This window comes from Flavobacteriales bacterium, from assembly GCA_016699575.1.
In the GTDB taxonomy this organism is placed as follows: domain Bacteria; phylum Bacteroidota; class Bacteroidia; order Flavobacteriales_F; family PHOS-HE28; genus PHOS-HE28.
Genome location: CP064979.1, coordinates 929,422 through 954,704, shown reverse-complemented (window position 1 = coordinate 954,704; position 25,283 = coordinate 929,422). Strand labels below are relative to the sequence as shown.

General features: G+C 60.2%; 12 protein-coding genes. 7 read left to right on the top strand and 5 right to left on the bottom strand.

What is annotated here, in order from left to right; translation table 11 throughout:
- Positions 1-146: 146 nt before the first annotated feature.
- Positions 147-428, bottom strand: coding sequence for a hypothetical protein (locus IPJ76_03980; protein ID QQR87393.1), 282 nt, complete (start codon positions 426-428; stop codon positions 147-149).
- Between the two features lie 38 nt (positions 429-466).
- Here IPJ76_03980 and IPJ76_03975 point away from each other — a divergent pair, with 38 nt between their 5' ends.
- Positions 467-1,273 (top strand): SOS response-associated peptidase, encoded by an 807-nt coding sequence (locus tag IPJ76_03975; GenBank protein QQR87392.1) that lies wholly within the window; start codon positions 467-469, stop codon positions 1,271-1,273.
- A 7-nt stretch (positions 1,274-1,280) separates the two neighbouring features.
- On the opposite strand, the gene IPJ76_03970 is transcribed toward IPJ76_03975, so the two are convergent.
- Positions 1,281-2,651, bottom strand: a complete 1,371-nt coding sequence (locus tag IPJ76_03970; protein QQR87391.1) for a hypothetical protein — start codon at positions 2,649-2,651, stop codon at positions 1,281-1,283.
- Between the two features lie 133 nt (positions 2,652-2,784).
- Here IPJ76_03970 and truA point away from each other — a divergent pair, with 133 nt between their 5' ends.
- The 6 genes from truA to IPJ76_03940 all read left to right on the top strand — a co-directional run bounded on the left by truA (position 2,785) and on the right by IPJ76_03940 (position 18,566).
- The gene (truA, locus tag IPJ76_03965; protein QQR87390.1) at positions 2,785-3,537 is read left to right on the top strand and encodes a tRNA pseudouridine(38-40) synthase TruA; all 753 of its coding nucleotides are present in this window, start codon (positions 2,785-2,787) and stop codon (positions 3,535-3,537) included.
- Positions 3,534-5,402 carry an ABC transporter ATP-binding protein gene (locus tag IPJ76_03960; GenBank protein ID QQR87389.1) on the top strand — a complete coding sequence of 623 codons (1,869 nt, stop codon included), beginning with the start codon at positions 3,534-3,536 and terminating at the stop codon, positions 5,400-5,402. Before truA ends, IPJ76_03960 begins: the two co-directional genes overlap by 4 nt.
- 145 nt (positions 5,403-5,547) lie before the next feature.
- The gene (locus IPJ76_03955) at positions 5,548-9,285 is read left to right on the top strand and encodes a PKD domain-containing protein (protein QQR87388.1); all 3,738 of its coding nucleotides are present in this window, start codon (positions 5,548-5,550) and stop codon (positions 9,283-9,285) included.
- 162 nt (positions 9,286-9,447) lie between these two features.
- On the top strand, positions 9,448-13,575 hold the full coding sequence (locus IPJ76_03950; GenBank protein QQR87387.1) for a PKD domain-containing protein: 4,128 nt from the start codon (positions 9,448-9,450) through the stop codon (positions 13,573-13,575).
- Positions 13,576-13,636: 61 nt separating this feature from the next.
- The gene (locus tag IPJ76_03945) at positions 13,637-16,867 is read left to right on the top strand and encodes a PKD domain-containing protein (GenBank protein ID QQR87386.1); all 3,231 of its coding nucleotides are present in this window, start codon (positions 13,637-13,639) and stop codon (positions 16,865-16,867) included.
- A gap of 97 nt (positions 16,868-16,964) precedes the next feature.
- Entirely contained in the window at positions 16,965-18,566 is a 1,602-nt protein-coding gene (locus IPJ76_03940; GenBank protein ID QQR87385.1) for a PKD domain-containing protein, read from the top strand.
- 43 nt (positions 18,567-18,609) lie between these two features.
- On the opposite strand, the gene uvrA is transcribed toward IPJ76_03940, so the two are convergent.
- The 3 genes from uvrA to IPJ76_03925 all read right to left on the bottom strand — a co-directional run bounded on the left by uvrA (position 18,610) and on the right by IPJ76_03925 (position 25,276).
- On the bottom strand, positions 18,610-21,444 hold the full coding sequence (uvrA, locus tag IPJ76_03935; protein ID QQR87384.1) for an excinuclease ABC subunit UvrA: 2,835 nt from the start codon (positions 21,442-21,444) through the stop codon (positions 18,610-18,612).
- Positions 21,445-21,564: 120 nt separating this feature from the next.
- Positions 21,565-22,695 carry a 5-(carboxyamino)imidazole ribonucleotide synthase gene (locus IPJ76_03930; GenBank protein QQR87383.1) on the bottom strand — a complete coding sequence of 377 codons (1,131 nt, stop codon included), beginning with the start codon at positions 22,693-22,695 and terminating at the stop codon, positions 21,565-21,567.
- 34 nt (positions 22,696-22,729) lie between these two features.
- Positions 22,730-25,276, bottom strand: a complete 2,547-nt coding sequence (locus IPJ76_03925) for an AMP-binding protein (protein QQR87382.1) — start codon at positions 25,274-25,276, stop codon at positions 22,730-22,732.
- Positions 25,277-25,283: the final 7 nt, after the last annotated feature.

The following is a 25,283-nucleotide window of genomic DNA, read 5'->3' as shown; positions in this document are numbered from 1 at the left end:
GCGGTTCGTTCGTTCACTTCGCGAAAGTCGGAAGTGATCTCTTCAAGCGGAAAGGACATGCTTCATGGTTCAACGGATCCGGCACCGGCGTTCGCTGACGTGGAAAACGTCAACCGGCGGACGACAATGTAGCAGCGTGATGAACTTCAACGCTGCGCCAACCAGGCTTTGAACGAACCCAGCACTGTTGACCAGTCGCACGGGTTCTTCTTGTCCGCGCCAATGAAGTAGTCCACGCGATCCTGCCAGCGGCCCAGCTCATCGAGCTTGGTGCTTTTCTCCCGGAAGAACGCGAAGGCATCGCTGCGGCCGGGCAGTTCCACATGCAACCTGCCACGACGCTTCACGAACAGCACCGCTGCTGTATCAATACCGTGTTCCCGCAGTGCAGCGGTCACATCGGCGTGTTCGTGGGGCAGGAAGCGCATGGGCCGAAGGAACGTATTCCGCCGCCCATCTTCGCCGCATGTGTTACGGTGTGAAGGCCCGCACGGAAATGTCGTTGCGCATTGCCAAGAGCCGCGGCGACCAAAAGGCCGTGGAGCAGCTCACCCGCCTGCTCAGCCCTTTCCCTGAACTGCTTGCTCCAGGTGGGCATCATTTCGCGAACGCCTTTGCTCATCCACGGATGGTGGTGTACACCGACGATGCACCGTGCGATCCGCAGCTCTCGCTTTGGGGACTGGTGCCAGCATGGGTGAAGGACGACGCACAACGCAAGCAGCTCTGGAACCAAACACTGAACGCAAGGGGCGAGAGCATTTTCGAGAAGCCTGCGTTCCGTTCTTCGGCGACCAGCAAGCGATGCCTTGTGCATGTTGAAGGGTTCTACGAGCATCATCACTTCGGGAAGAAGACGTATCCGTATTTCATACGCTTGAAGGACCGCGATCACTTCGCTTTGGCCGGGTTGTGGGAGGTGTGGAAGGACCCGGAGAGCGGTGAACGCGTGCACACGTTCAGCATCGTCACCACAGGAGCGAACGAACTGCTCCGCCGCATACACAACAATCCCGGGTCAGGCAAGAGCGGACCGTCCGACCCGCGCATGCCGGTCATCCTCAGCCCGGACGACGAGGCGTTATGGTTGGCCACCATCACAAGCACATCGGATGAAGAAGCGATCAAGGGCCTCATCAAACCGTTCCCTGCAGATGGCATGGTGGCACATCCCGTGAGACCATTACTGGGCAAGGACGGTGCGGGCAACTCGGCCGCGGCCAGCGAACCGTTCGAGTACCCGGAACTGCTGTTGGCCGATCCGCTGGCCTGATCGGTGTTCACTCCGGCAGCGGTGCGCGATCGGGTTCCCTCAATTCATCGATCACGGTGGCGGTCATGTGTTCGGGTGGTTCCTTCACCGCCAACGAACCGTCTTTCCTGATGCGCAAGGTGAATGCTTGTGGGTCGAGCCGGTACGTGTCGAGGGAGATCATTGCGGCTTGGCCCGAAGATGCTTTCAAGGTGAGGGTGATCGGTTCCAATCGCCGCTCCGGACTGAACTCGAAGAATGTGCCGGGCTTGAGCTGTACGAGCAGGCTGTCGCCTGACCGGATGGTGACGGAAGAGCCATCGGGGCTGTCCTCATCCAGGATGAAGTAGTGCCGACTGGTCATCACTTTCGGCACGGCGAAACCGCTGATGTTCAATCGGCCGGTGAGCAGGTCCAGTTTGTAGGCCCAATAGGCCGGACCGGTCGCGGGCGGCGGGGTCAGTATGAACGTGGCAACAGAGTTGAAAAGCGCACCGTAGAGCCCGGGGATGGGCAGGGCCATGGCGGCATAGGTGTTCTCCTTGGGCTCAGGGGTGGGCAGCACGGTGGTGAAGTCCTTGCCCACGCGCAACAGTTCCACGAAAAAACGGCCTGCGTTCACATAGAGCCGCTTGCCATCGCAGAAGCCCCACAGCACGCGCGGGTCGCCCGAGGAAAGTTCGAGGCGCGCGCGCTTCGGGTTGCCATTCGCCGTGCGCAGCGGGTTGATGACGAAGGGCGTCAGCGTATCGGGCAGGTTGGCTTTGAAGTGCTCGAAATCGTGGAAGAGCCCTTTGCGGAACGAGGTGGCCCGCACGATGGCCGGTTCCAACGCAGGCTCGTCGGCACGCTTGGCGCCGAGCTGCGCAGGCAGCCGCACCGTTGCCCCGGTGACGTGGTTCCGCAGAAAACCATCGACACACTCTTTGATGGAGGCGCCCAACAAGGGAAGCAAGCCCTCGGTGGAAGTCAGGTCGAGATCGCTCAGCGTGGATCCCTGCTCATCCACGATGAACCAGTCACCGCCTTCCTCCATATAGAAAGTGAAGTGCACTGAACTTGTGCCAACGCCTTCAGCATCGCTGCGGTGTTCCTCCAGTCGGAGCACGTTCAACCGCAACGCGACGTGCGGCCCAGCGTGGGCAGCGGCTTCATTGGCGCGGAAGAGCCCGAACAATGCCTCTGGAACCGGCTTCTGGAAGCGCAACGGATCCACGCCGCCGAAAACACCCACCTGCGTGGTGCCGGCGTCGGCACTGGGGTTGCCGTCCGTGAAGAGCGTGTCGACGTGCAGATGGATGCCGTCGGCCGCCAAGCGCAATAAACTGGTGTTGAGAATGTACTGGCCGACCAATGGTGGCACCGTCAACAATGCAAGCAGGAGCAGGACACCGCGCATGCCGGAAAGCTAGCGATGCATGCGATCGGCGCCCCCTGCGCACTGGCGGATGGAACGCGACATCAGCCCTCTACTTTCGCGCCCCTTCAGCACATGGCCACATGACCTCATGGTCAAATGGTCACATGGCCACATGGAGATCCTCCCGCGCTACTTCCTCGAGATCGCCTTCGATGGCACGCGCTTCAGCGGCTGGCAGAACCAGCCCAGCGACCCCAGCGTGCAGCAAGCAATGGAGAGCGCACTTCGCACTGTGCTGCGCGAGCCGCACATCAATGTGGTCGGCTGCGGAAGAACGGACAGTGGCGTGCACGCCGAGCAGTTCTTCCTGCATTTCGATGCGCGCACACCAATGGACGAGCGGCTGCTGAACAGCCTCAACAGTCTTCTGCCGGAGAGTATCGGCGTCAAGCGCTTCTGGCCCGTGGCGGACAATGCGCATGCACGTTTCGACGCAACGGAACGCGGCTATGTGTACCGCGTGCATCACCGCAAGGATCCCTTCCTGTCCGACCGTTCATACCACTTCCGTCCGGCGTTGGATGTTGATGCCATGAACGCCGGTTGCGCGCATTTGATCGGCAAGCAGGACTTCACCAGTTTCTGCAAAGCCGGCAGCGACAACAAGACCATGCTGTGCGATGTGCGCAAAGCGGAATGGCGGTGCACACCTGTGGGAGAGGAGTTCTTCATCGTTGCGGACCGCTTCCTGCGCAACATGGTTCGCGCCATTGTGGGTACCGGCCTTCGCATCGGCACGGGTGCCGAGCCACCTGAGCACATGCAGCACGTGATCAGCGCCATGGACCGATCCGCCGCAGGAAAGGCGGCCCCGGCCTGCGGGCTTTACTTGCACTGCGTTAGCTATCCGTACATCCCCCAATGAGCGACAGCGCGAGCGGCAAAGCCTTCGACCTTGGCCTCTTCCGGCGCGTGATGTCGTTCGTGCGGCCCTACCGCGGTGCGTTCTGGTGGGCGTTCGCGCTCACCATCCTGCTTAGCATCGTGGGCGTGGTGCGGCCCATCGTGCTGGGTTGGGTGGTCGACATCGCGGCAACCGACTATGCGAAGATCATAACCGTCACCGAGGATGATGGCTGGGGCAAACGGGCCATGGCGTGGACGGCGCGCACCATTGCGGATACCGTTGGAGAAGGAACAGCCGAGTTGTTATGGTGGGTGACCATCATCGTGGTCGTACTGCTCATCCTCGAAACGGTGATGCAGTTGTACCAAGCCTTCCTCACCAACTGGCTCGGCCAATCGGTAATGCTGGATCTGCGCGACAAGCTATACCGCCATGTGGTGCAGTTCCGTCTGCGCTATTTCGATCGCACACCCATCGGTACGCTGGTGACGCGCGTGGTGAGCGACATGGAAACCATCGAAGACATCTTCAGCCAGGGCCTGCTTATGATCCTCGGCGATCTGCTGAAGCTGGTCGTGGTCATCCTCGTCATGTTCGTTTACGACTGGCAACTGGCGCTGCTCAGCCTGTTGCCCGTTCCGCTCTTGCTCTGGGCCACCAACATCTTCAAGAACAGCATCCGCAAGAGCTTCCAGGACGTGCGCACACAAGTGGCTCGGCTGAACGCATTCGTGCAGGAGCACATCCAAGGCATGAGCATCGTGCAGCTCTTCGGCAAGGAGAAGGAAGAGATGAAGAAGTTCGAAGCGATCAACGAAGAGCACAACGATGCCAACATCCGAAGTGTGTGGGCCTACAGCGTGTTCTTTCCGGTGGTGGAGATCCTTGCGGCGCTGAGCATCGCTTTGCTTGTTTGGTGGGGAGTGAAGGGCATGCTCACCGACGATGTCACCTATGGCGATGTAGTAGCCTACATCATGTTCATCCAACTGCTCTACCGGCCTATCCGCCAACTGGCCGACCGCTTCAACGTCCTGCAAATGGGCATGGTGGGCAGTGAGCGCGTGTTCAAGGTCCTGGACACGCAGGCCGTCATTCCCGACGAAGGGACGTTCTCAACAGATGGTTTGAGGGGCGATGTGGAGGTAAGGGGCTTGTGGTTCGCCTATGAGGACCATCCCGGAAGCAATGGTCAACAGGAGCCGAGCTGGGTGTTGAAGGACATCACCTTCAGCGCGAAGGCGGGCGAGATGGTGGCCCTGGTCGGCGCTACGGGCAGCGGAAAGAGCAGCATCGTGAACGTGCTCAGCCGGGCTTACGAGTTCCAGCGCGGCGCGGTGTTGGTGGACGGCCGGGACATACTCACCTACAAGCTCGACGGCCTTCGTCGTTGCATGAGCGTGGTGCCACAGGACGTTTTCCTCTTCAGCGATACGGTGCACAACAACATCACGCTCCATGATGACAGCATATCGCGCGAGGAGGTCATGGAAGCCGCGAAGGCGGTCGGTGCGCACGATTTCATCATGCAGCTGCCCGAAGGCTACGATACGAGCGTGAGGGAGCGCGGCAGCGTGCTCAGCACGGGCCAACGGCAATTGATCGCCTTCATCCGCGCCTATGTGCACAAACCCGTGGTGCTCATCTTGGACGAAGCCACCAGCAGTGTGGACAGCCTGAGCGAACAGCTCATCACCCAGGCAACCGAGCGCATCACCAAAGGGCGCACCAGCATCGTCATCGCCCACCGCCTGAGCACCGTTCAGTTCGCGGATCGCATCATCGTGCTGGACAAAGGCCGGATCATCGAACAAGGCAGCCACCAGGAGCTCTTGGCCTATGGCGGAGCCTATAAGCGTCTTTACGACCTGCAATTCCGCTGACCGGTCGGGGCTTGCGTTCGCCCGCGCTCAATGGCCAAGCAACCTCAGGCAGCGTTGGCCGGTCAAGGCTCCGTCATGGTCCGGTCAAGACGGCCGTCCCATGCCGATGAAGTAAGTTGCGGCCTTCCAGAACGAACGTTCAACAATGATCTACAGAGCACTTCTAGCGGTCCTTGCATTTCAAATGGGCAGCCGGGCCATGGCCCAGATCGTCTGTGTGGAGTGTTATGCGCAGAACAACGCCGTGAACACGGGCCAAGCCAACCTGGTCGTGAACGGCGGAATGGAGCTTAACACCTGCGGCGGTGGGTTCGGTAATTATATCTGCCCCAACTCCTTCAACTACTCGTGCGACATCACCAACTGGCTCTGCACAGGTGGCGACGTGAACACCTATTCACAGACCGTGGACAACAGCTTCTCGACCATTGTGGAGGGGGTCACTGCTGCCTATTTGGGCAATTCCTTCTGCGAGGTGTGCACGCCCATTGTCAACGACACGAGCTGTGTTGCGGACAGCGGATGTGTGGTCATCGGTATTCCCGCGGGCTACCCGAACAACAATTCGGGCGGCTATGGCGGCACCACGGGGGTCAGCCTTGAGCAGACCGTGAACGGCCTTACCGTTGGCTCAACCTATGTGCTCGAGTTCTGGGCAGGGGGCGAGGATTTTGGAGCATTTTTCCTGGACGGGATCTTCGGATTGGACATCGGGTTCGGCAATATGTTCCTGCGTTGCAACGGCACATCGCCCGGTGAGATAGGTCGGCGTTACGTTATCACGTTCGTGGCGGCCAATACCTCCCACACCATCAAGTTCACGAATTGGGGCCACATGTGCTCCTCCTGTTCGGAGCTCATCGTTGATGATGTGCAGCTCTTCCTTGCCACGGCCCCACAAGCCGCCTTCACGATGAACGTGCCACCTTGCGGGCTGTCGGTCTCATCCAACAATACTACCCTGGGTGGAGGCCCTTTTTCCTGGGACATGGGCGATGGAACCGTGCTGACAGGCACTGATGTTACCTACACGTACCCTGCACCCGGCACCTACACGGTGACGCTTACGGCCGGCGCGCAGGGTTGCGGTACAAGCGATACGGCCCAGGTGGTGGTGACCTTGGTAGGTGGGCAATCGGTACTGGCGGGTGCCACTGCTGCGCCGACCTCGGGATGCGCCCCCTTGAACGTGCAGTTCACCAACACGGGGACGGGCACGGCGTGGGAATGGGATTTCGGGGATGGAAGCCCATTGGACCTTACGAACTCCCCCGCGCATTTGTACACGGCTCCGGGCAACTACACCGTAACGCTCATAGCCTACGATCCGGGCAGCTGCAACGGTTCCGACACCACCCAGTTGACCGTGGTAGTCGGGGGCGGAACAACCATCGATGCCAATTTCCTGTGGCAGACCGGGCCGGATTGCACGTTGCCACAGGTGGCAACCATCAACCTTAGCACCGGCAACCCCATCTCCTTTGTATGGAGCATGGGTGATGGCACCCAGTACACGGATACCAATGTGGTGCATACCTACGCTGCTCCGGGGGTGTATTTCGTGGAACTGCTCGCTTACGACCCCAGTGGTTGCAGTGCTCCGGACTCCGTTACCATACTCGTGAACATCCCGGCACCATCGGTGGTGGTCGCGGATTTCACGATGCAGGTGACCCCTTCGTGCGTGGGCACCATCGTAAGCACCACGAACCTGAGCACTGGTCAGTTCGTGACCTCTGAATGGGACATGGGCGACGGGGTCGTTTATCAGATGCCCTTCGTTCCGTTCCATGCTTACACCACACCCGGCACATACATCGTTACGCTTATTGCAAGCGACCCGCTGGCCTGCAACCTGGTGGATACGATGAGCATGACCGTTGTGGTCGATTCGCTGCTCCCTCCGCAGGCCGACTTCACGCTCATCAGCGTGCCCGACTGCATCAACCCGGCCGTGCAGACCACCAACCTGAGCCAGGGCACCAACCTGATCTTCGAGTGGGACATGGGCGATGGGACGCTCTACAACGACACCAGTGTGGTGCACACTTATGCGGCACCGGGTACCTATACCGTGCTCCTCACCGTTACGGATTCGCTCGGTTGTTATCCGCCGGACACCATGTCCATTACGCAGGTCTTCCTGTTACCGCAGCCGATCGTTGCGGATTTCACGCTGGCGTCCTTTTCCGATTGCTCATCGAACAGCGTGCAAACGACCAACAACAGCACCGGTTCCAACATGGTGTTCGACTGGGAGATGGGCGATGGGAACGCATACCTGAACGTACCGGACGTGGTCCATGCATACGCCAGCACGGGGACCTACGATGTGCAGTTGATCGTGAGCGATTCGCTCGGTTGCGTGCCGAACGACACTATGGTCGTGCAGGTGACATTCTCTCCATCACCGCCTCTGTCCGCGGCTTTCACAGCACTTCAAGTGCCGGATTGCAACCAGTCCACGGTCGATTGCGTGAACCAGAGCGTAGGTCCCGCGCCTTCGTACCAGTGGGACATGGGCGATGGTGCCGTTTACGCGACGACCGACGTCACCAGCCACGTCTATGCGGCACCCGGCCAATACACCATCACGCTCATCGCTACCGATACGCTCGCATGTCCCACCGCCGATACGACCACGTTCGTGGTGGACATCCTGCCAGTGCTGCCGCCGGACGCACAATTCGTTGCACAGCAGATCATCGATTGCGGGCAGGCCATCGTCAGCGCCACGAACACCAGTACCGGCACCTTCCTTTCGTTCCTGTGGGACATGGGCGATGGGACCACCTACACCGACACCAGCATCACCCACACCTACAGCACGCCTGGTACCTACGAAGTGACCTTGGTCGCGATCTCGGATCCGGGCTGTTTCCCCAATGATACCGCGACTTTCAGCTTAACGCTCGATCCGCTGACGCCGGTCGTTGCTGCGTTCACCGCGGACCAGGTCGGTAACTGCGATCTGCTTGCGGTGCAGACCCTGAACCTGAGCACCGGTGATAGCATCAGTTTCACATGGGACATGGGCGATGGGACCATCCTCACGGATACGAACGTGGTGCACACCTACGCCGCGGCCGGCTTGTACACCATCGAACTAACGGTAATAGACCTCGCTTGCGGCAACGATGATGTCGTGAGCATTCCCATCGTGCTGGTCGATACCGTGCTGGTGACGGCCGTTACCTCCGGCGCCATTTGCCCGGATTCGTCGACCACTGTCGACGCGACGTTGGCGGCGGGCGCCACTTACCTCTGGAGCAACGGAAGTACTGATCCGATCATCACTGTCGATCAGCCCGGCGACTACTGGGTAACGGTGACCTACAACAATTGTGTGGGCAGTGACACCGTCGAGGTTATCGCAGCGCCGCCGCAGGACCTCGGGTACAGTATGGTGGCCTGCCCGAACTCCGCCATTGTGCTCACCATTCCCTTCGACGGAACGGCCTATCTATGGTCCACCGGTGGGGACGGGCAGAGTGAATACCTGATCCATCCCGGTGGGTACGAGGACACCACCTACTATGGGTTCCAGGTTTGGGACCAGTACGGCTGCGTGCACGAGGACAGCGTGGAAGTCGCGTCCTTGGACAGCGACGCCCGGTTGTTCATCCCCAATGCCTTCACCCCCGATGGTGATGGCATCAACGATGTATTGGCAGTGACCGGTTATGGCGAGAAGGACATGGAACTGCTCATTTTCGACCGTTGGGGTGAACAGATCTTCAGCACCACTACTATGGCCAACACGTGGAACGGTCAGTTCAACGGACTGGTAAAGCAGGACGTGTATGTGTACAAGCTGACCTATAGCGGCGTTTGCACCAATGAGGAGACCAGCGTCATCGGGCATGTGACCCTGCTGCGCTGAACCTTGATCCGGTCAACCTCGAAGGGCCGGAAATACCGGCCCTTCATGGTACTTGCCCGACTTGTCTGCCATGTGTCAAGGCAATTGGTCTTCCGGCCGGCCAGGCGGGCAACGGTACCGGGATCGGGTCCGTCAAATGACCACCTGAATTCCGGTACCGCCATGTTCAAACTCTCCATCTCACTTTTTGCTGCTTGCTTGGTTTACCCGGCCTTCGGAACATACGGGACCGCCGAGGTAGGCCATGAAGGTCATGACCATGCACCTGCGCAGGTTCATTTCGTGACGAACCAAGGACAGTGGGACCAGCCGTTCCTTTTCCGTGCCGATGCCGTGGGAGCCACGGCTTTCCTTGAGCACGACGGGGTGACTTGGGTGAAGTTGCAAGAGGACGCTTACCAGGTAATGCACGATGCTGGCGAACTAACCCTGGAGCAACAACAGGCCATCCGTTTCAATGGACATTCCTGGAAGGTGCGCTTCGTTGGCGGTTCGTCGTCGGCGCGTGTTGGTCCCACCAACGTGAAGAGCTTCTATCACAATTACTTCCTTGGGAATGACCGTGCGAAATGGCGCGGAAATGTCCCGGTGGCAGGTGGGGTGCGTTACGAGCAGGTGTGGGAAGGGGTCGACGTGCAGTTCCACGGTGACGGGGGCAACCTGAAATACGATGTGCTGCTCGCACCGCTGGCCGATGTTGGCAACGTGCGCTTCACGTTCGACGGTTTGAACGGTCTGCTAGTGGACGAGCAAGGCCGTCTGGTGATGCGCACGTCGGTCGGTGAGGTGGTCGAAATGGCGCCGGTGGCGTTCTATTCCGATGGGTTGAAAGAGGCCATCGGCTGTGCCTTTGAACTGGTCGACGGCCGCCTTGGTTTCCGCCTGGACGCGTATGACCAAGAGCGGTCCGTGACCATCGATCCGGTGCTCATCGCAAGCACGTTGAGCGGCTGCAGCGGGGCCAGCAACTATGGGCACTGCGCCACCTACGATGATGCAGGGAACATTTACACTGGCGCCCGCAACTTCGGACCGAGCTATCCGGCTACGCTTGGCGCCTTCCAGACCGCGTTCGGCGGTGGCGGGACCGACATGAGCTTCAGCAAGTACAACCCCGATGGCAGCAACCTTGTTTGGGCGAGCTACCTCGGAGGTAGTGCCGGTGAAAATCCGCACAGCATGATCGTCAACAGCTTCGGTGAACTCTGCGTCATGGGCTCCACCGCCAGCACCAACTTCCCTACGACCGCCGGTGCGTACGACACCACGCACAACGGTGGTGGTAACGACATGACGGTCACCGTATTCTCCGCCAATGCCGCCACGCTCACGGGCAGTACGTTCCTCGGCGGTTCGGGCAGCGATGGCACGAACGCCATGTGGGGCAACTATGGCGAGGCCTACCGGGGCGAGATATATCTGGATGCATCGGACAACGTGCTCGTGGCGGGGTTCACGGAGAGCGCGAACTTCCCCACCACGGCCGGAGCCGTTCAACCAACGTTGGGCGGTGGGCAGGACGGCGTAGTGCTTTCCGTGAACCGTCCATGCAACGCCCTGCTCTGGAGCACCTTCTTGGGAGGTAGCGGCGATGATGGTGCCTTCGGCTTGCGATTGAGCAACGGTAGCTTGTTCGTCTGCGGCAGTACTGAAAGTGCCAATTTCACTACAACCCCTGGTGCGTACCAGACAGCCCAGATCGGTGGGCGCGATGGCTGGGTGGCGAAGATGAACCCCACGGGTACCGTGCTGCAGGCGAGCACCTTCTACGGAACGACTGATGACGATCGCCCTTATTTCCTGGACACTGACAATGCCGGGAACGTGTGGATCTACGGCCAGTCGGACGGCACCATCCCCATCCAACCGGTCGGCACCTATGGCACACCCGGCCCCGTTTTCGTCGCAAAATTCGCGAGCGACCTGGCCACAGTGCCGGTGAGTTCGACCATCGGCGGGGGTGGGTTCGGCGGGGGCACAGTACCCGTGGCGTTCCTGGTCGATCATTGTGATCATATCTACATCAGCGGGTTCAACAGCTCCTCTGGCCTGCCGCTTACTCCCAATAGCCTGTACAGCACGGGTTCGTTCTACCTCGCGGCCTTCGATGTCGATTTCATCGGGCTTCTCTTCGGGACGTACTACGGCGGAAGTCACGTGGACGGTGGAACGAGCCGTTTCGACAAGGATGGCATCATTTACCAAGGGGTTTGCAGTGGCACGGGCAGCTTGCAAACGACGGCCTGGGCCTGGGCCACCAACCAGACCGTCGGTTGGGATATCGGGGTGTTCAAGATCGACTTCCAGGTAGCCGGTGTGAACGCAGCCGGTGCCAGCAGCCTCAACCAAGGCTGCGCCCCGATCGTTATCGACTTCAGCAACACAAGCACAGGCACGAACTGGGTCTGGGATTTCGGGGACGGAAGTGCGCTGGATACAACGAATGCCCCAAGCCATCTGTACACCACCGCCGGCGTTTACACCGTAACGCTCATCGCCTTCGACAGCCTGAGCTGCAACCTGGCCGATACCGTTTCGTTCCCGATCACCATCGGGCTCGCGCAACCTCTCGACGCTTCCTTCACTGCCGTGAACAGTTCGGATTGCACGGTGTTCGAAGTGTCCACCTCCAACACCAGCACCGGGGCCCCGCTGGCGTTCATCTGGAACATGGGCGACGGCACCCAATACATGGACACCAACGTAGTGCACGTGTATGCCACCACAGGTGCGTACGATATCCAACTGCTCGTGTACGATCCCACCGGTTGCAGTACCCCGGACAGTGTGCTTCAAACCGTAACGGTCCTTCCTCCCGACACCGTTTCAGCGGCTTTCACGGCCACGCAGGTGCCGAACTGTAGCCAGGCCTTGGTTGATTGCGTGAACCTGAGCGCGGGCATCAACCCGAGCTATCTGTGGGACATGGGGGACGGTACCACCTACACGACCGCCAACGTGGACGACCATCTTTATGCCGGGCCGGGGCAATACACGATCACGCTCGTTGCTTCCGACGCGCTGACCTGCAACGGCAGTGACACGGTGGCTTTCGTCATCGACGTGCTGCCCTTGCTCCCCATTGATGCGTTGTTCTCGATCGAGCAGGTGTTCGATTGCCAACAACTCGTGATCACGAGCGATAACCAGAGCACCGGCACGTTCCTCGGTTTCCTGTGGGATATGGGTGATGGTACTACTTACACGGACACCAATGTGGTGCACACGTATTCTGCTCCGGGGACCTTCAATGTGACCTTGGTCGTGAACTGCCTGGCAGGGTGTTTCCCCAACGACACGATGGTGGTGCCCGTGACGATCGATCCGATCGAGCCCATCGTGGCCGCCTTCACCACGGACCAGATCGGCAACTGCACCTCGCTCACCCTCGAAGGTCTCAACCTGAGCTCGGGCGATAGTGTGGCCTATACATGGGACATGGGCGATGGCACCACATACAGCACCACCGACGTGACGCATGTGTACACCGTTCCGGGAACCTACACCGTTGAGCTGCTGGTGGAAGACCTCGGGTGCGGCGACGACGATTCGCTCAGCGTCAACGTCACCGTGATCGATGAGCTCCCGATCGTTGCGGCCACGGACGGCATCATCTGTCCGGGCCTGTCCACCGTCATCGCGGCTACCGGAACCGCGGGTGGTTCTTTCCTATGGAGCAATGGGTCCACGAACGATAGTCTGGTGGTGCAATCGGCAGGCAGCTATTGGGTGCAGGTGAACTACGATGGTTGCACCGGGGCGGACACCGTGGAAGTCATTGAAGCGCCGACCCTTGAACTTGAAAGCTCGCGCACGGCCTGTCCCGGCACCTATATCGATGTAACCGTTCCTTACAGCGGCGCAGCATATCTATGGGCCGACGGCGCGACAGGGCAAACGGACAATGTGTGGCACCAGGGAGGTTGGGAGGACACGACCTATTACGCCTACCAGGTGTGGGACGCATACGGATGCGTCCATGAGGACAGTGTGCAGGTCCTCTCCTTGGACGCCGATGCTCGGTTGTTCGCGCCCAATGCCTTCACTCCTGATGGTGATGGTGTCAACGATGAGTTCACCATTACCGGCTATGGCGAGAAGGACATGGAGCTCCAGATCTTCAACCGCTGGGGCGAGCAGATCTTCTCAACCACGACTTTGTCCAATGCTTGGAACGGACAGTACAATGGCCAGATCAAGCAGGACGTGTACGTGTACAAGCTCAAGTACAACGGCGAGTGTTCCAATGATGGGACCAGCATCATCGGGCATGTAACCGTTGTGAAGTGAGGCGCGCTCCTGCGAGCAACGTGGTACAATGACGAGGCGTCTTCTTTTCATCTGCAACAACATGGAACGCACAGCACTAATGGCGATCGCTTTCGGCCTATGGGCCCAAATGAACGCCCAAGGCCCGGATGCTCACGCGCATGCCTCTCCGGCGCGGCCCGCCCAACGCTTCGTGGAGAACAAAGGCCAGTGGCCCCAGCACGTGAAATTCCGCGCGGAGTTCGGTACTGCTAGCATGTTCGCCGAGCCGGACGGGATCACGTGGAGCATGTTGCAAGCGGACGCGGGCGAACGGGTGCACGACCTCCTGCATGCGGATTCGAAGGCACAGGCGGACTTCAAGTTGCATGGTCACGCGTGGCGTATGTTGTTCGTGGATGCCAACGGGGACCCGGCCGTTACGTCCTTCGACCGGAGCACCACCTACCTCAACTACTTCCTGGGCAACGATCCCCGCAAGTGGGCGGGACACGTCGGGGTTTTCGGTGAAGTGCTTTATGAAGACGTCTGGCCGGGGATCGACCTTAAGCTGCACAGTGAAAAAGGCGCCTTCAAGTACGATGTAATGCTCGAAGCGAACGCCGATGCGGCCAACGTGAGGTTCAGATACGAGGGCCTTGATGCGCTTGCGAAAGACGAAGCGGGCAGATTGGTGCTGCGCACCAGTGTGAGCGACCTGCTGGAGATGGCACCGGTGGCTTGGTATGCGGACGGTGATCATGAGAAGATCGATTGCCGCTTCACGTTGCAGAACGGTACGGTCGGTTTCGCGTTCGGCCCGGGCACGAACATGCAGCGGCCCATCGTCATCGATCCGGTGCTTATTGCGAGCACACTGAGCGGCACAGGGGACATTGGTACTACCCAGAACTATGGACACAGTGCGACGTACGACAACCTCGGTAACATTTACACCGGGGCTCGCTGCTTCGGGCAAGGATACCCGGCAACGCCGGGAGCGTTCGATGTCACTTACGCCAATGGCGGTTTCGGTGTGGACATCGCCGTAAGCAAACTTTCGCCGGACGGAAGCACCTTGCTCTACGCGACTTATTTGGGAGGAACCGCGAGCGAGTACCCGCACAGCATGGTGGTAACACCGGCCGGTGAGCTCACCGTGTTCGGGAGCACGGAATCCTCTGATTATCCTGTAACGGCCAATGCGGTCCAATCCTCTTTCGGGGGACAGGATGATGTGGTGGTCACCAAATTGACCGTGGATGGATCCGCTTTGGTGGGATCGACCTATTTGGGCGGCCCTGCGGGCGATGGGCGCAATGTCATCACGAACAACTACGACGATCGTTTCCGCGGCGAAGTGATCAGCGATGCCGCTGGCAATATCCTGTTGGCCACGTGCACGCAGGGCGCAGGCTTCCCGACCACGCCCGGTGCATACCAGACCGTGTACCAAGGCGGGCAACAGGACGGTGTGCTCTTGAGCTTGAACAACAACTTGAGCAGCCTCAATTGGTCAACCATCATCGGGTCCAATGCAGACGATATGTGCTTCGGTGTGAAGGTGGCCAGCAATGGCCATGTTTACGTGAGCGCAGGCACGAGCGGCAATGGACTGACGGCCACTGCCGGAGCCCTGCAAGCGGCCAACGCAGGAGGCCATGATGCGTTCCTGGTGCACATGCTCAACGACGGTGCCACTGTGGTGAATGCCACCTATTGGGGCGGGGCGCAGAACGACGATCCGTTCTTCCTTCAGTTGGACGATGAAGATGACGTTTACATCTACGGACAGACCGATGGTGGTATCACGGTCCAGCCCGTGGGTACCTATTCGGAAACCAGCGGACCCGCATTCGTGGCGCAATTCGAGCCGGACTTGTCCGCAGTGGTTTGCCAAACGGTCGTCGCCGGAAGTGGTGGCGGATTCGGCGGCATCGTCCCTGTGGCTTTTCTCGTGGACCACTGCAACCACATATACATCAGTGGGTACTCAGTAAGCACGGGAATGGTGGTTTCGCCGAACGCGTTGTACAACAGCGGGGGCTTCTATTTGGCCGTTTACGACCTCGACATGACCGGCCTGCTCTACGCCACCTATTATGAAGGTGCAAGCCATGTTGACGGCGGAACGAGCCGTTTCGACCCGGATGGAGTGGTTTACCAAGCTGTTTGTACCAGCGGTGGCTTCCCGACCACTGGCACTGCCTTCAGCAGCACACAGCCCGGTGGCTGGGACGTTGGCGTGTTCAAGATCGATTTCGAGCAGAGCGGTGTGAACGCGAACATCAGTGCAAGCAGCAACACCGGGTGTGCTCCGGCCACCATCGATTTCGATGCCGTTGGGCAATACGCCACCATCGAATGGGACTTCGGTGATGGCTCACCCACGAGCACAGTGGATGACCCGAGCCATGTGTACCAGGACCCTGGTACGTACATCGTCACGCTCATCGCCATCGACCCCGCCTCGTGCAATCTTGCCGACACTGCCACCTTGTTGGTCGTGATCGGTACGGCCCAACCTGTGGAGCCCGAGTTCACCGTTTCACAAGCTGGCGGCTGCGAACCCTATATGGTCGTTACGGTGAACAACTCCACCGGTCCGAACAATACCTATCTGTGGAACATGGGCGATGGGGCCACCTACACCACCACGAACGTTACCCACACGTACGCGGGGCCGGGCACGTACGACATCACGCTCACCGTTACGGACAATACCTGCGGCGGTACGGACAGCACCACCATTCCCGTCACGGTTACGGAGCCAGCTGGCATCGAGGCCCTGTTCTCGGTCGTTCAAGTGGACCAATGTTCCGGCTTCATCGTGAGCACGCAGAACATGAGCACCGGACCCGCCGGACTTGTGTACACATGGGACATGGGTGATGGTACGGTGCTGTCGGGCACGGAAGTCACGCACACCTATGGTCAGCAGGGCACTTATACGATCACGCTCACGGCCTACGATCCGCTGTGCGATGAGGACGACACGTTCACGCTGAACTTACCGGTACTGGCCAGCCCGCTGGTGGGCAACGGCATCCTGGTGCCCAACATCTTCAGTCCGAACCAGGACGGCTACAACGACACTTTTTTCCCGATCGATGGTGCGGGCAGCAACGTGACCTTGAAGGTGTGGAACCGTTGGGGCATGAAGATGTTCGAGACGGCTGGCGCCTACAGACCTTGGAACGGCCGCACACCCGGGAACAAGCCGGTTCCGGACGGCGTGTACTTCTACATCCTGGAATACAGCATTCCGTGCACGGGCGAGCGGATCGAAGGCAAGGAGGAGGGATATGTTCACGTGGTGGGCAGCACCATGTGATGCGCCGACGTTTTTTCGCAAGTGTTCAGCGCACGCCGCAAGCAACAGTTTTGGTGTTTGCGGCGTCTCCCGTTCGCAACCGGCCGATCTTCGTATCATGACGCAAGCGCGGACCGATCACACCACCAACCACTTCCACATGGCAACTTCCGCCGCTATCAGGACCATGCTCATTCCTGGGCTGATGCTCGCAGCTTTTACTTCCTGTGCGCAGGTGATCTGCATCAGCTGCTTCGATCAGAACGAACCGCTCAATACCGGATTCCCCAATCTGATCACCAACGGCAACATGGAGTTGTCGTCCTGTGGGGGTGGCGGTGGCTTGATATGCCCGACCTCCTTGTGGTACACCTGTGACGTGACGGATTGGATGGTGAGCGGTGGTGGTGCCAACACCTATGCCCAGATCGTGTCCACGGGCACCTGGTTGGTTCCGGAAGGAACGTCTGCGGTCTATTTGGGCAATGCTTTCTGCAATACATGCAGCAACAACATGGAGGACATCAGTTGCCTGACCGACAGCGGTTGCTACACGGTTGGAGTTCCAGCAGGTTACCCGTACAACGGGTCGGACTACGGTGGAGCCACCGGAGTGAGCATCGAACAGACCGTGGGCGGTCTGACGGTCGGCTCGGTTTACACGTTGGAGTTCTGGTGCGGTGGGGAGGACTTCGGGGCTTTCTTCAACGATGGTCTGTTCGGTCTGGACATCGGCTTCGGCACCATGATGCTGCAGTCCCATGGAGCGGACGTGGGCGAGGTCGGAACGCGCTACGCCATCACCTTCCTGGCCAACAGTGCATCGCACACCTTCAAGTTCACGAACTGGGGCCACATTTGTTCCACCTGCACCGAACTGGTTTTGGACGATGTGCAGCTCTTCAATGCAGCGGTGGACCTGGCGGCTTTCGATGTGGATATCGTGGGACCCGTGGGCTGCTCCTTGTCCATCGAGGTCGATAACCAGAGCGCAACGGGGCTTGTCACCTACCAGTGGGACATGGGGGATGGCACAACCTACACCACCTCCGACCCGACCCACACTTACGACGAGCCCGGCACCTACGATATCCAGCTCATTGTCGATGGACCGTGCGGGACCGATACGGCCACCCAAGAAGTCACTTTGCAACTGGCCGATCCCTTGAACGCCTTGTTCCAGGTCATCGCCCCGGATCCATGCGCCCAGGCCGAGGTGCAGATCATCGATGGGAGCGATGCGCCTGCTGGTGCCACCTACACATGGGACATGGGGGATGGGACCAGCCTGCAAGGTCCACAGACGAGTTATGCATACAGTGGGCCGGGCAACTACACGATCCAGCTTTCGATCTACGACCCCAATTGCTCGCTCTCGGACACCTATCAGCAACAAGTTGTCATACAAACCGCCCCGGATGTTTCGGCGTTGGTTTCAGCACCCAACATCTTCAGTCCGAACGGCGACGGTGTCAACGATACGTTCTTCCCGATCGCCAATGCCCGGGACCACGTGACGCTGAAGGTGTGGGACCGCTGGGGCATGAAGATGTACGAGACCTCCGGCAGCTACCGGCCATGGAACGGCCGCAACGACGCGAACAAGCCAGTGACCGATGGGGTGTACTTCTATCTCCTGGAGTACAGCATCCCTTGCAATGGCGGGGTTGTTGAAGGCAAGGATGAGGGATACGTGCACGTGGTGGGCAGCACCTTGTGAAGGGTCCACCACACCAGGGTCGATGCAGAGGGCGGTGGCCTGATCAGTTCAGCCTGACGGCCTTCCCCGTGTAGGACCCTTTGTGCTTCACCAGTTCTTCCGGCGTGCCGGTGAACACGACGTTGCCGCCAGCTTCGCCGCCTTCGGGCCCAAGGTCGATGATATGATCGGCGCATTTGATCACCTCGGCGTTGTGCTCGATGGTGATGACGCTGTGACCGTTGGCGATGAGCGCGTTCAGTGCCGCGAGAAGCTTCGCCACGTCGTGGAAGTGCAGGCCGGTGGTCGGCTCGTCGAAGATGAACACGGTGGGCCGCTCGTCCTGGCCCTTGGTGAGGAAGCTCGCCAGTTTGATACGCTGTGCCTCGCCACCGCTGAGGGTGCTGCTGCTCTGGCCCAGTTTCACGTACCCGAGGCCGACTTCCTTGAGCGGCACCAGCTTGTTCACCACGCGCATGGCCGCATGCACGGTGCTGGCGTGCTTGCCGAAGAAATCCACGGCATCGTCCACCGTCATGTCCAAGACCTGCGCAACGTCGCGCCCGTCGAATTTCACATCGAGCATCTCCTCGCGGAATCGCTTGCCGTGGCATGCCTCGCAGGTTAGGCTGATGTCCGCCATGAACTGCATTTCGATGTGCACCTCGCCCTCGCCCTGGCACACTTCGCAGCGGCCACCGTCCACATTGAAGCTGAAGTGGCTCGGCTTGTAGCCGCGCACTTTGGCCACGTCGATCTCGCTGTACAGCTGCCGGATCTCGTCCCAGGCCTTCACGTAGGTGACGGGGTTGCTCCGCGATGAACGCCCGATCGGGTTCTGGTCGATCATCTCCACGGCTTGGATGCGATGGAGGTCGCCGCGCAGTTCGCCGTGCTCGCCGGGCCTTTCGCTGAAACCCTCCAGATGACGGCGCAGCGCCGGGTGCAGGATGCGCTTCACCAAGGTCGTCTTGCCGCTGCCGCTCACCCCGGTCACGCAACACAGCACGTTCAGCGGGAACTTGACGTCGATGCCCTTGAGGTTGTTCTCCCCGGCGCCGGTGATCTCGATGATGTCCTTGACCGGTCGCCGCCGTGTTGGCACAGGAATGCGTTCGCGACCGGTCAGGTATTTCGCCGTGAGGCTGTCGCTGGTGATCAGATCAGCGTGCGGCCCGCTGAAGACCACGCGACCGCCGTGCGTACCGGCCTCGGGTCCCATATCAATGATGTGGTCCGCCGCACGCATCACCTCTTCATCGTGCTCCACCACGATCACCGTGTTGCCGAGGTCGCGCAGTTTCAGCAGCACATGGATGAGCCGTTGCGTGTCGCGCGAGTGCAGGCCGATGCTCGGCTCGTCCAGGATGTACATGCTGCCCACCAAGCTGCTTCCGAGCGATGTGGCCAGGTCGATGCGCTGCGTTTCGCCGCCACTGAGCGTGTTGCTGCGGCGGTCGAGGGTCAGGTACCCCAGCCCAACATCGCACAGGTAGCCCAAACGGTTGGTGATCTCCTTCAGCAAACGCTCCGCGATCTTCTGTTCGGCGACGCTCAGCTCAAGGCCGTGGAAGAACTCCAGCAAGTCCTTCACCGGCATGCGGGTCAATTCGGCGACGTAGCGCCCCGCGATCTTCACGTAGGTCGCCGGGCGGCGCAAGCGTTCGCCATTGCAGCTCGTGCAGGTCGTCTTGCCCCGGTAACGGCTGATGAGCACGCGGTATTGGATCTTGTAGCTCTTCTCCTCGCAGTACTGGAAGAACTGATCGATGCCTTTGACGCCCTTGCCACCGTGCCACAGGAGCGCTTGCTGTTCCTTGGTCAGTTCCCTGTAAGGACGGTGGATGGGGAATCCCTCGGCTTTGGCGATGAACGCGTCGCGCCACTCGCTCAGCTTTTCCCCTTTCCAGGCGGCTACGCAGTCGTCGTAGACGCCCAGGGCTTTGTTCGGGATCACCAGATCGGCATCAATACCGATGATGCTGCCGAACCCTTCGCATTTGGGGCATGCGCCTACGGGGTCGTTGAAGCTGAAGAGGTTGGTGCTCGGCTCTTCGAACTTCATGCCGTCCAGTTCGAACTTGTCGCTGAAGGTGAACTCGGTCGGCTTGCTGCTCACTTCACCGAAGACCTTGAGCTCGCCCAGTCCTTCGTGGAAGGCGGTCTCGGCACTGTCCGCAATACGGCTCTCGTTCTCTTCATCACCGGGTGTGGCGTTCACACGGTCGATGACGAGGTCCCACGGACCGGCATCGATCTTCTTGTTGGCCAGCAGCTCGTCGATGCGCTTCACGCCGCCCGGTCCGAACACGCGGGCGAAGCCCTGTTGTTGCAACACGTCCAGGTGTTCCGGCAGTTTGCGGCCCGCAGGCGGCTGCACAGGGCACATGATGAGCACGGGCGTTCCGTAGTCGAAACCGTTCACCGCAGCAACCACATCGGCCACGGTGTGACGTTTCACTTCGCGCCCGCTGATGGGGGAGAAGGTGCGCCCCACCCGGGCGAAGAGCAACTTCAGGTGATCGTAGATCTCCGTACTGGTGCCCACTGTACTGCGCGGATTGCTGGCCACTACCTTCTGCTCGATGGCAATGGCCGGGCTGATGCCCAGGATCCGGTCCACATCGGGTTTCTCCAAGCGGCCCATGAACTGGCGCGCGTAGCTGCTGAGGCTCTCCACGTACCTGCGCTGGCCTTCAGCGTACAGCGTGTCGAACGCAAGGCTGCTCTTTCCGCTTCCGCTGAGGCCGGTAACCACGGTGAGCTTGCCCCGCGGGATATCCACCGAGATGTTCTTCAGGTTGTGGACCCGTGCACCTTCCACGCGGATGATGCCCTTGGGCCGGGCGGCCTCCGCCACGGCCGCTTTCCGGCTTATCGTACTGCTTTCCTTCGTCATCGGTCGCCACTTCCCGGCCTTGGCCGTGGGGAAGGGCGCGAAGCTACCCTCTACCGTGGGTTTGGCGGACGTGACCGCATGACCAGGAACCGGATGGATGCCGGCCCGGACGGCCGAACGCTAGGCGGGTTGCACCCGGCAATGCACCTTGGTGACAGCTATGGCTTGGTCGAGCGCCGCATCGGAACCGGCCACCACGGTCACGTGCCCCATCTTCCTGCCGGTGCGCGTTTCCTTCTTGCCGTACAGGTGCAGGAACGTTCCACCGACGTGCAGCACGTCATCGAGGCCTTTGACTTCCATGGGCCCCGTACCGCCTTCACCCACAAGGTTGATCATGGCGGCGTGGCCACGGAGTGCGGTATCACCCAACGGCCATCCCATGTACACCCGGAGGAGCTGATCGAACTGGCTGCTCATGCACGCTTCAATGGTGTGGTGCCCGCTGTTGTGCGCGCGTGGCGCGGTTTCGTTCACCAGAAGGTGTCCGCTCGTGGTCAGGAACATTTCCACGGCGTAGATGCCCGGCGCGCCAAAGGCTTCGGCCACTTGAAGCGCCAGCTGCTTCGCTGCTGCTTCCGTGGCTGCATCAATGCGTGCGGGCGAGCGTAAGTGATCTACAAGGTTGAAGCGCGGATCGAACACCATCTCCACTGGATCGTAGATGGCATGGGCCCCTTTCACGGAACGCACTACGGTAACGGCCAGTTCCAACGCAATGTCCGTCCGCTTCTCCAGCACGATCGGTCCGGTGAACGCGCTTGCAGCCTCATCCACAGCATTGATCGGCATCACGCCCTTGCCATCGTAACCGCCGGTGCGCGATTTCAGGAAGGCGGGGAGCAGGTGCGCGTGTTGCCCTATCTGCGACTTGTCATCAAGGAGCGCGAATTCTTCCGTGGGGATGCCGTGCCTGCGATAGAACTCCTTCTGCAAGCCCTTGTCCTTGATGATACGCAGTACATCAGGGTCGGGGACGACCGTTTTTCCTTGTGCTTTCATTACCTCCAACGCTTCGACCGAGACATGTTCTATCTCGATGCCGACCACATCGGCGGACCTGGCGAATTCGATCACCGTCGCGGTGTCGTCGAACCGGCCTTGAGCGAAACGTGTTGCCAGACCAGCGCACGGGCACTCCGCATCGGGATCCAGCACGTGCACTTCGGCGTTGTACCGCAGGGCGTTCTCCAGGAACATGCGGCCGAGCTGGCCACCTCCAAGGATCGCAACCACACGTTTGCCTGCCATGCCGCGAAGGAACGCACAAGCCGCTTCACGGGCTTCAGAGCCCCTTGCTCTTGAGCTGTTTTTCCAGCAGCCCGGCGAACTCACGCACGTTCGGTTCGCGCAGCATGGTAAGGTGCGCACCCTCGCTGACCTCAAAAAACAGCTTGCCGGCGAAGAGGCCGTTCCAGCCCGTGGGTTCTTTTCCAGTGCGCTGGCTGCTGCGGATCAGTAGCACATCACCCGCATAGGGGCGGGCTTTGTAGCGCGCCATGGCCCTCCTATAGGTATTGATGATGTAGAAGTTCCGCAGGGAGTAAGGGATGGGTTCCCCCCGACGGAGAAAGGCCTCGCAGCGTGGACGGAGAATGGTCCCCTTGGTGTCGGCCACTTTCGTCCTCGGTGCATAGCGCCACCAAGGGAAACGCGGGCCGCGCGTATCGATGATCGTCAGCAGAGCTACCTGCAGGTTCATGCGCCTCAGGATCTGCGCCATCTCGAAGGCAATGATGCCGCCCATGCTGAACCCGGACAGGATGTACGGCCCGTGGGGAAGGGCAGAGGTGAGCTCATCCACGTAGTGCTGCGCTATGGCCGGTATGCTCTTGTATTTCATGCCACGGCCGTCCTCGCCTTGGTGCATGAAGCCGATGAAAGGCCGGTCGGCCCTCAGATAACGCGGGAGGTTGTAGTTGCCTTCGTCGCCGTGGATGCATACGAACGGTGTGAGCGCGCCGTGCATGCGGATGGGTGCCAGGTTGGTCCAGCGGGCTTGCCTGCCCTGGCTGCCGAGCAGCGCCACGAATTGCGCCAAGGTCGGTGCTCGGAAGAGGTGCGAAAGGCTCACATCGTAGCCATGCAGATCATTGAGCTGGCTGCATAGGCGAACACCTGTGAGACTATCGCCGCCAAGGGCGAAGAAATCATCGTCGAGGTAGATCCGTTCCCGACGCAGGACCTGTGCCCAGAGCATTGCCACGGCCTGCTCCAAGTGCTTGGTCGGGGACCGCTCCGGTATTACGTGCCGGGCGTGTTCGGGAATGGTGGTCGGTATCTCCTCATAGTTGATGCGTGCTTCGGGCTGGGCCAAAGCCGGTGAAGCGCTCAGGCCTAAAAGAGCAGCCATCTGGGCCCGCTTGATCTTGCCCGTTGCCGTTGTTGGCAGGTTGTCCACCCGCACGAAACGCTTGGGAACCTTGTGCGGGGCCAGGTGGGATTGCAGCCATCGCCGCAGGTCGCTTTCGGCCACTGAGGTTCCGTTGACCGTGTAGGCCATGGCCACATCCTCTCCGAGCGTACTGTGCGCAACACCGAAAACGGCCACTTGCTTGATACCAGGATAGGCTGCCACAACGCTCTCCACTTCGTGCGGACTGATCTTTTCACCACCGCGGTTGATGACTTCCTTGATCCGACCCGTCATGTACAAGTTGCCGTTGGCGTCCAGCCTGCCAAGATCTCCGGTGCGCAACCAGTCATTGTGGAAGCTCGCGGCATTCACGGTTTCATCTTCGGCATACCTCTTGATCACCACATCGCCCCGCACCAGCACTTCACCTTCCTGGCCGGACGCCAACGGCGCGCCCTGTTCATCGGCAATGATGATCACGCAACGGTAGGGTTTGCCCACCGCACCGGGTGCGCTCGTGGCTTCTTTGATGGTAAGGGGACTGAGCGCTTCGCTCAGACCGTAGTGCTCCACGATGGCCACGCCCAAGTGCTGTTCCGTGCATTGGCGCACTTCCGCGGGCAGCGCTGCGCTCAACGAGCGCACGAACTTCAGCGCGTGGCCCTTGGCACGCGCTGGCTCGCGCTCGAGCACCTGGCAGATATCGGCGTGCACGGTGGGGACCGCACTGTACCAAGTGGGCCTTTGTTCCAACAACCAGTTGAAGAAGCGCGATGGGTCGTAACCTGGCGTACAAATGCTCCGCCCACCGCTCCACAGGCCGGCCGTGATGCAAGAGAAGCCGTGCATGTGGAAGAGCGGCATCATCACCAACCCGCTGTCCGTCGGCGCAAGGCCCATGCTATCGCTCATGTTGCAGGCTTGACCGCCGATGTTGGCCATGCGCAGCGGGACCCGTTTCGGCTGCCCCGTGGTGCCGCTGGTCTGCAGCATGATCATCACATGGTCCGGGGATACCGGGGATATGCGGTTCGTCCGCAAGGCGAGATCGTTGCTCCTGCCGATGGGACCTATCTCCGCAAGCGGGGTGGCCAATGCTGGTAAGCCCAGCTGTGCAGCCGCGTCCATGGGGCTTCGTGCGCGTGCCGCGACCACCACGGCACGTGCACCCACGCGTTGGAGCACGGCCTTCACTTCCGTGGCGCCGAATGCCGGATCGATGGGGGCGACCGTGCAATGCATGGAGCACCCCAGTAAGGTCAGTGCCATTTCAGGCCCGTTCGGCATCACCAACCCGACCACATCTCCTTGGGCACAACCCTTGTCCGCTGTCCATTGGCGCAGTCCTTCCAGAACGGCGGGTACATCGCGGTACAACAGGGGCTCGCGCCCGGGCGCCGAGAGCGCCACGGACATGGGACGTTCTGCAGCATGCTTGGCAATGCGCTGGAAAAGCATGAGGACCGCTGGGTACACCAAAAGT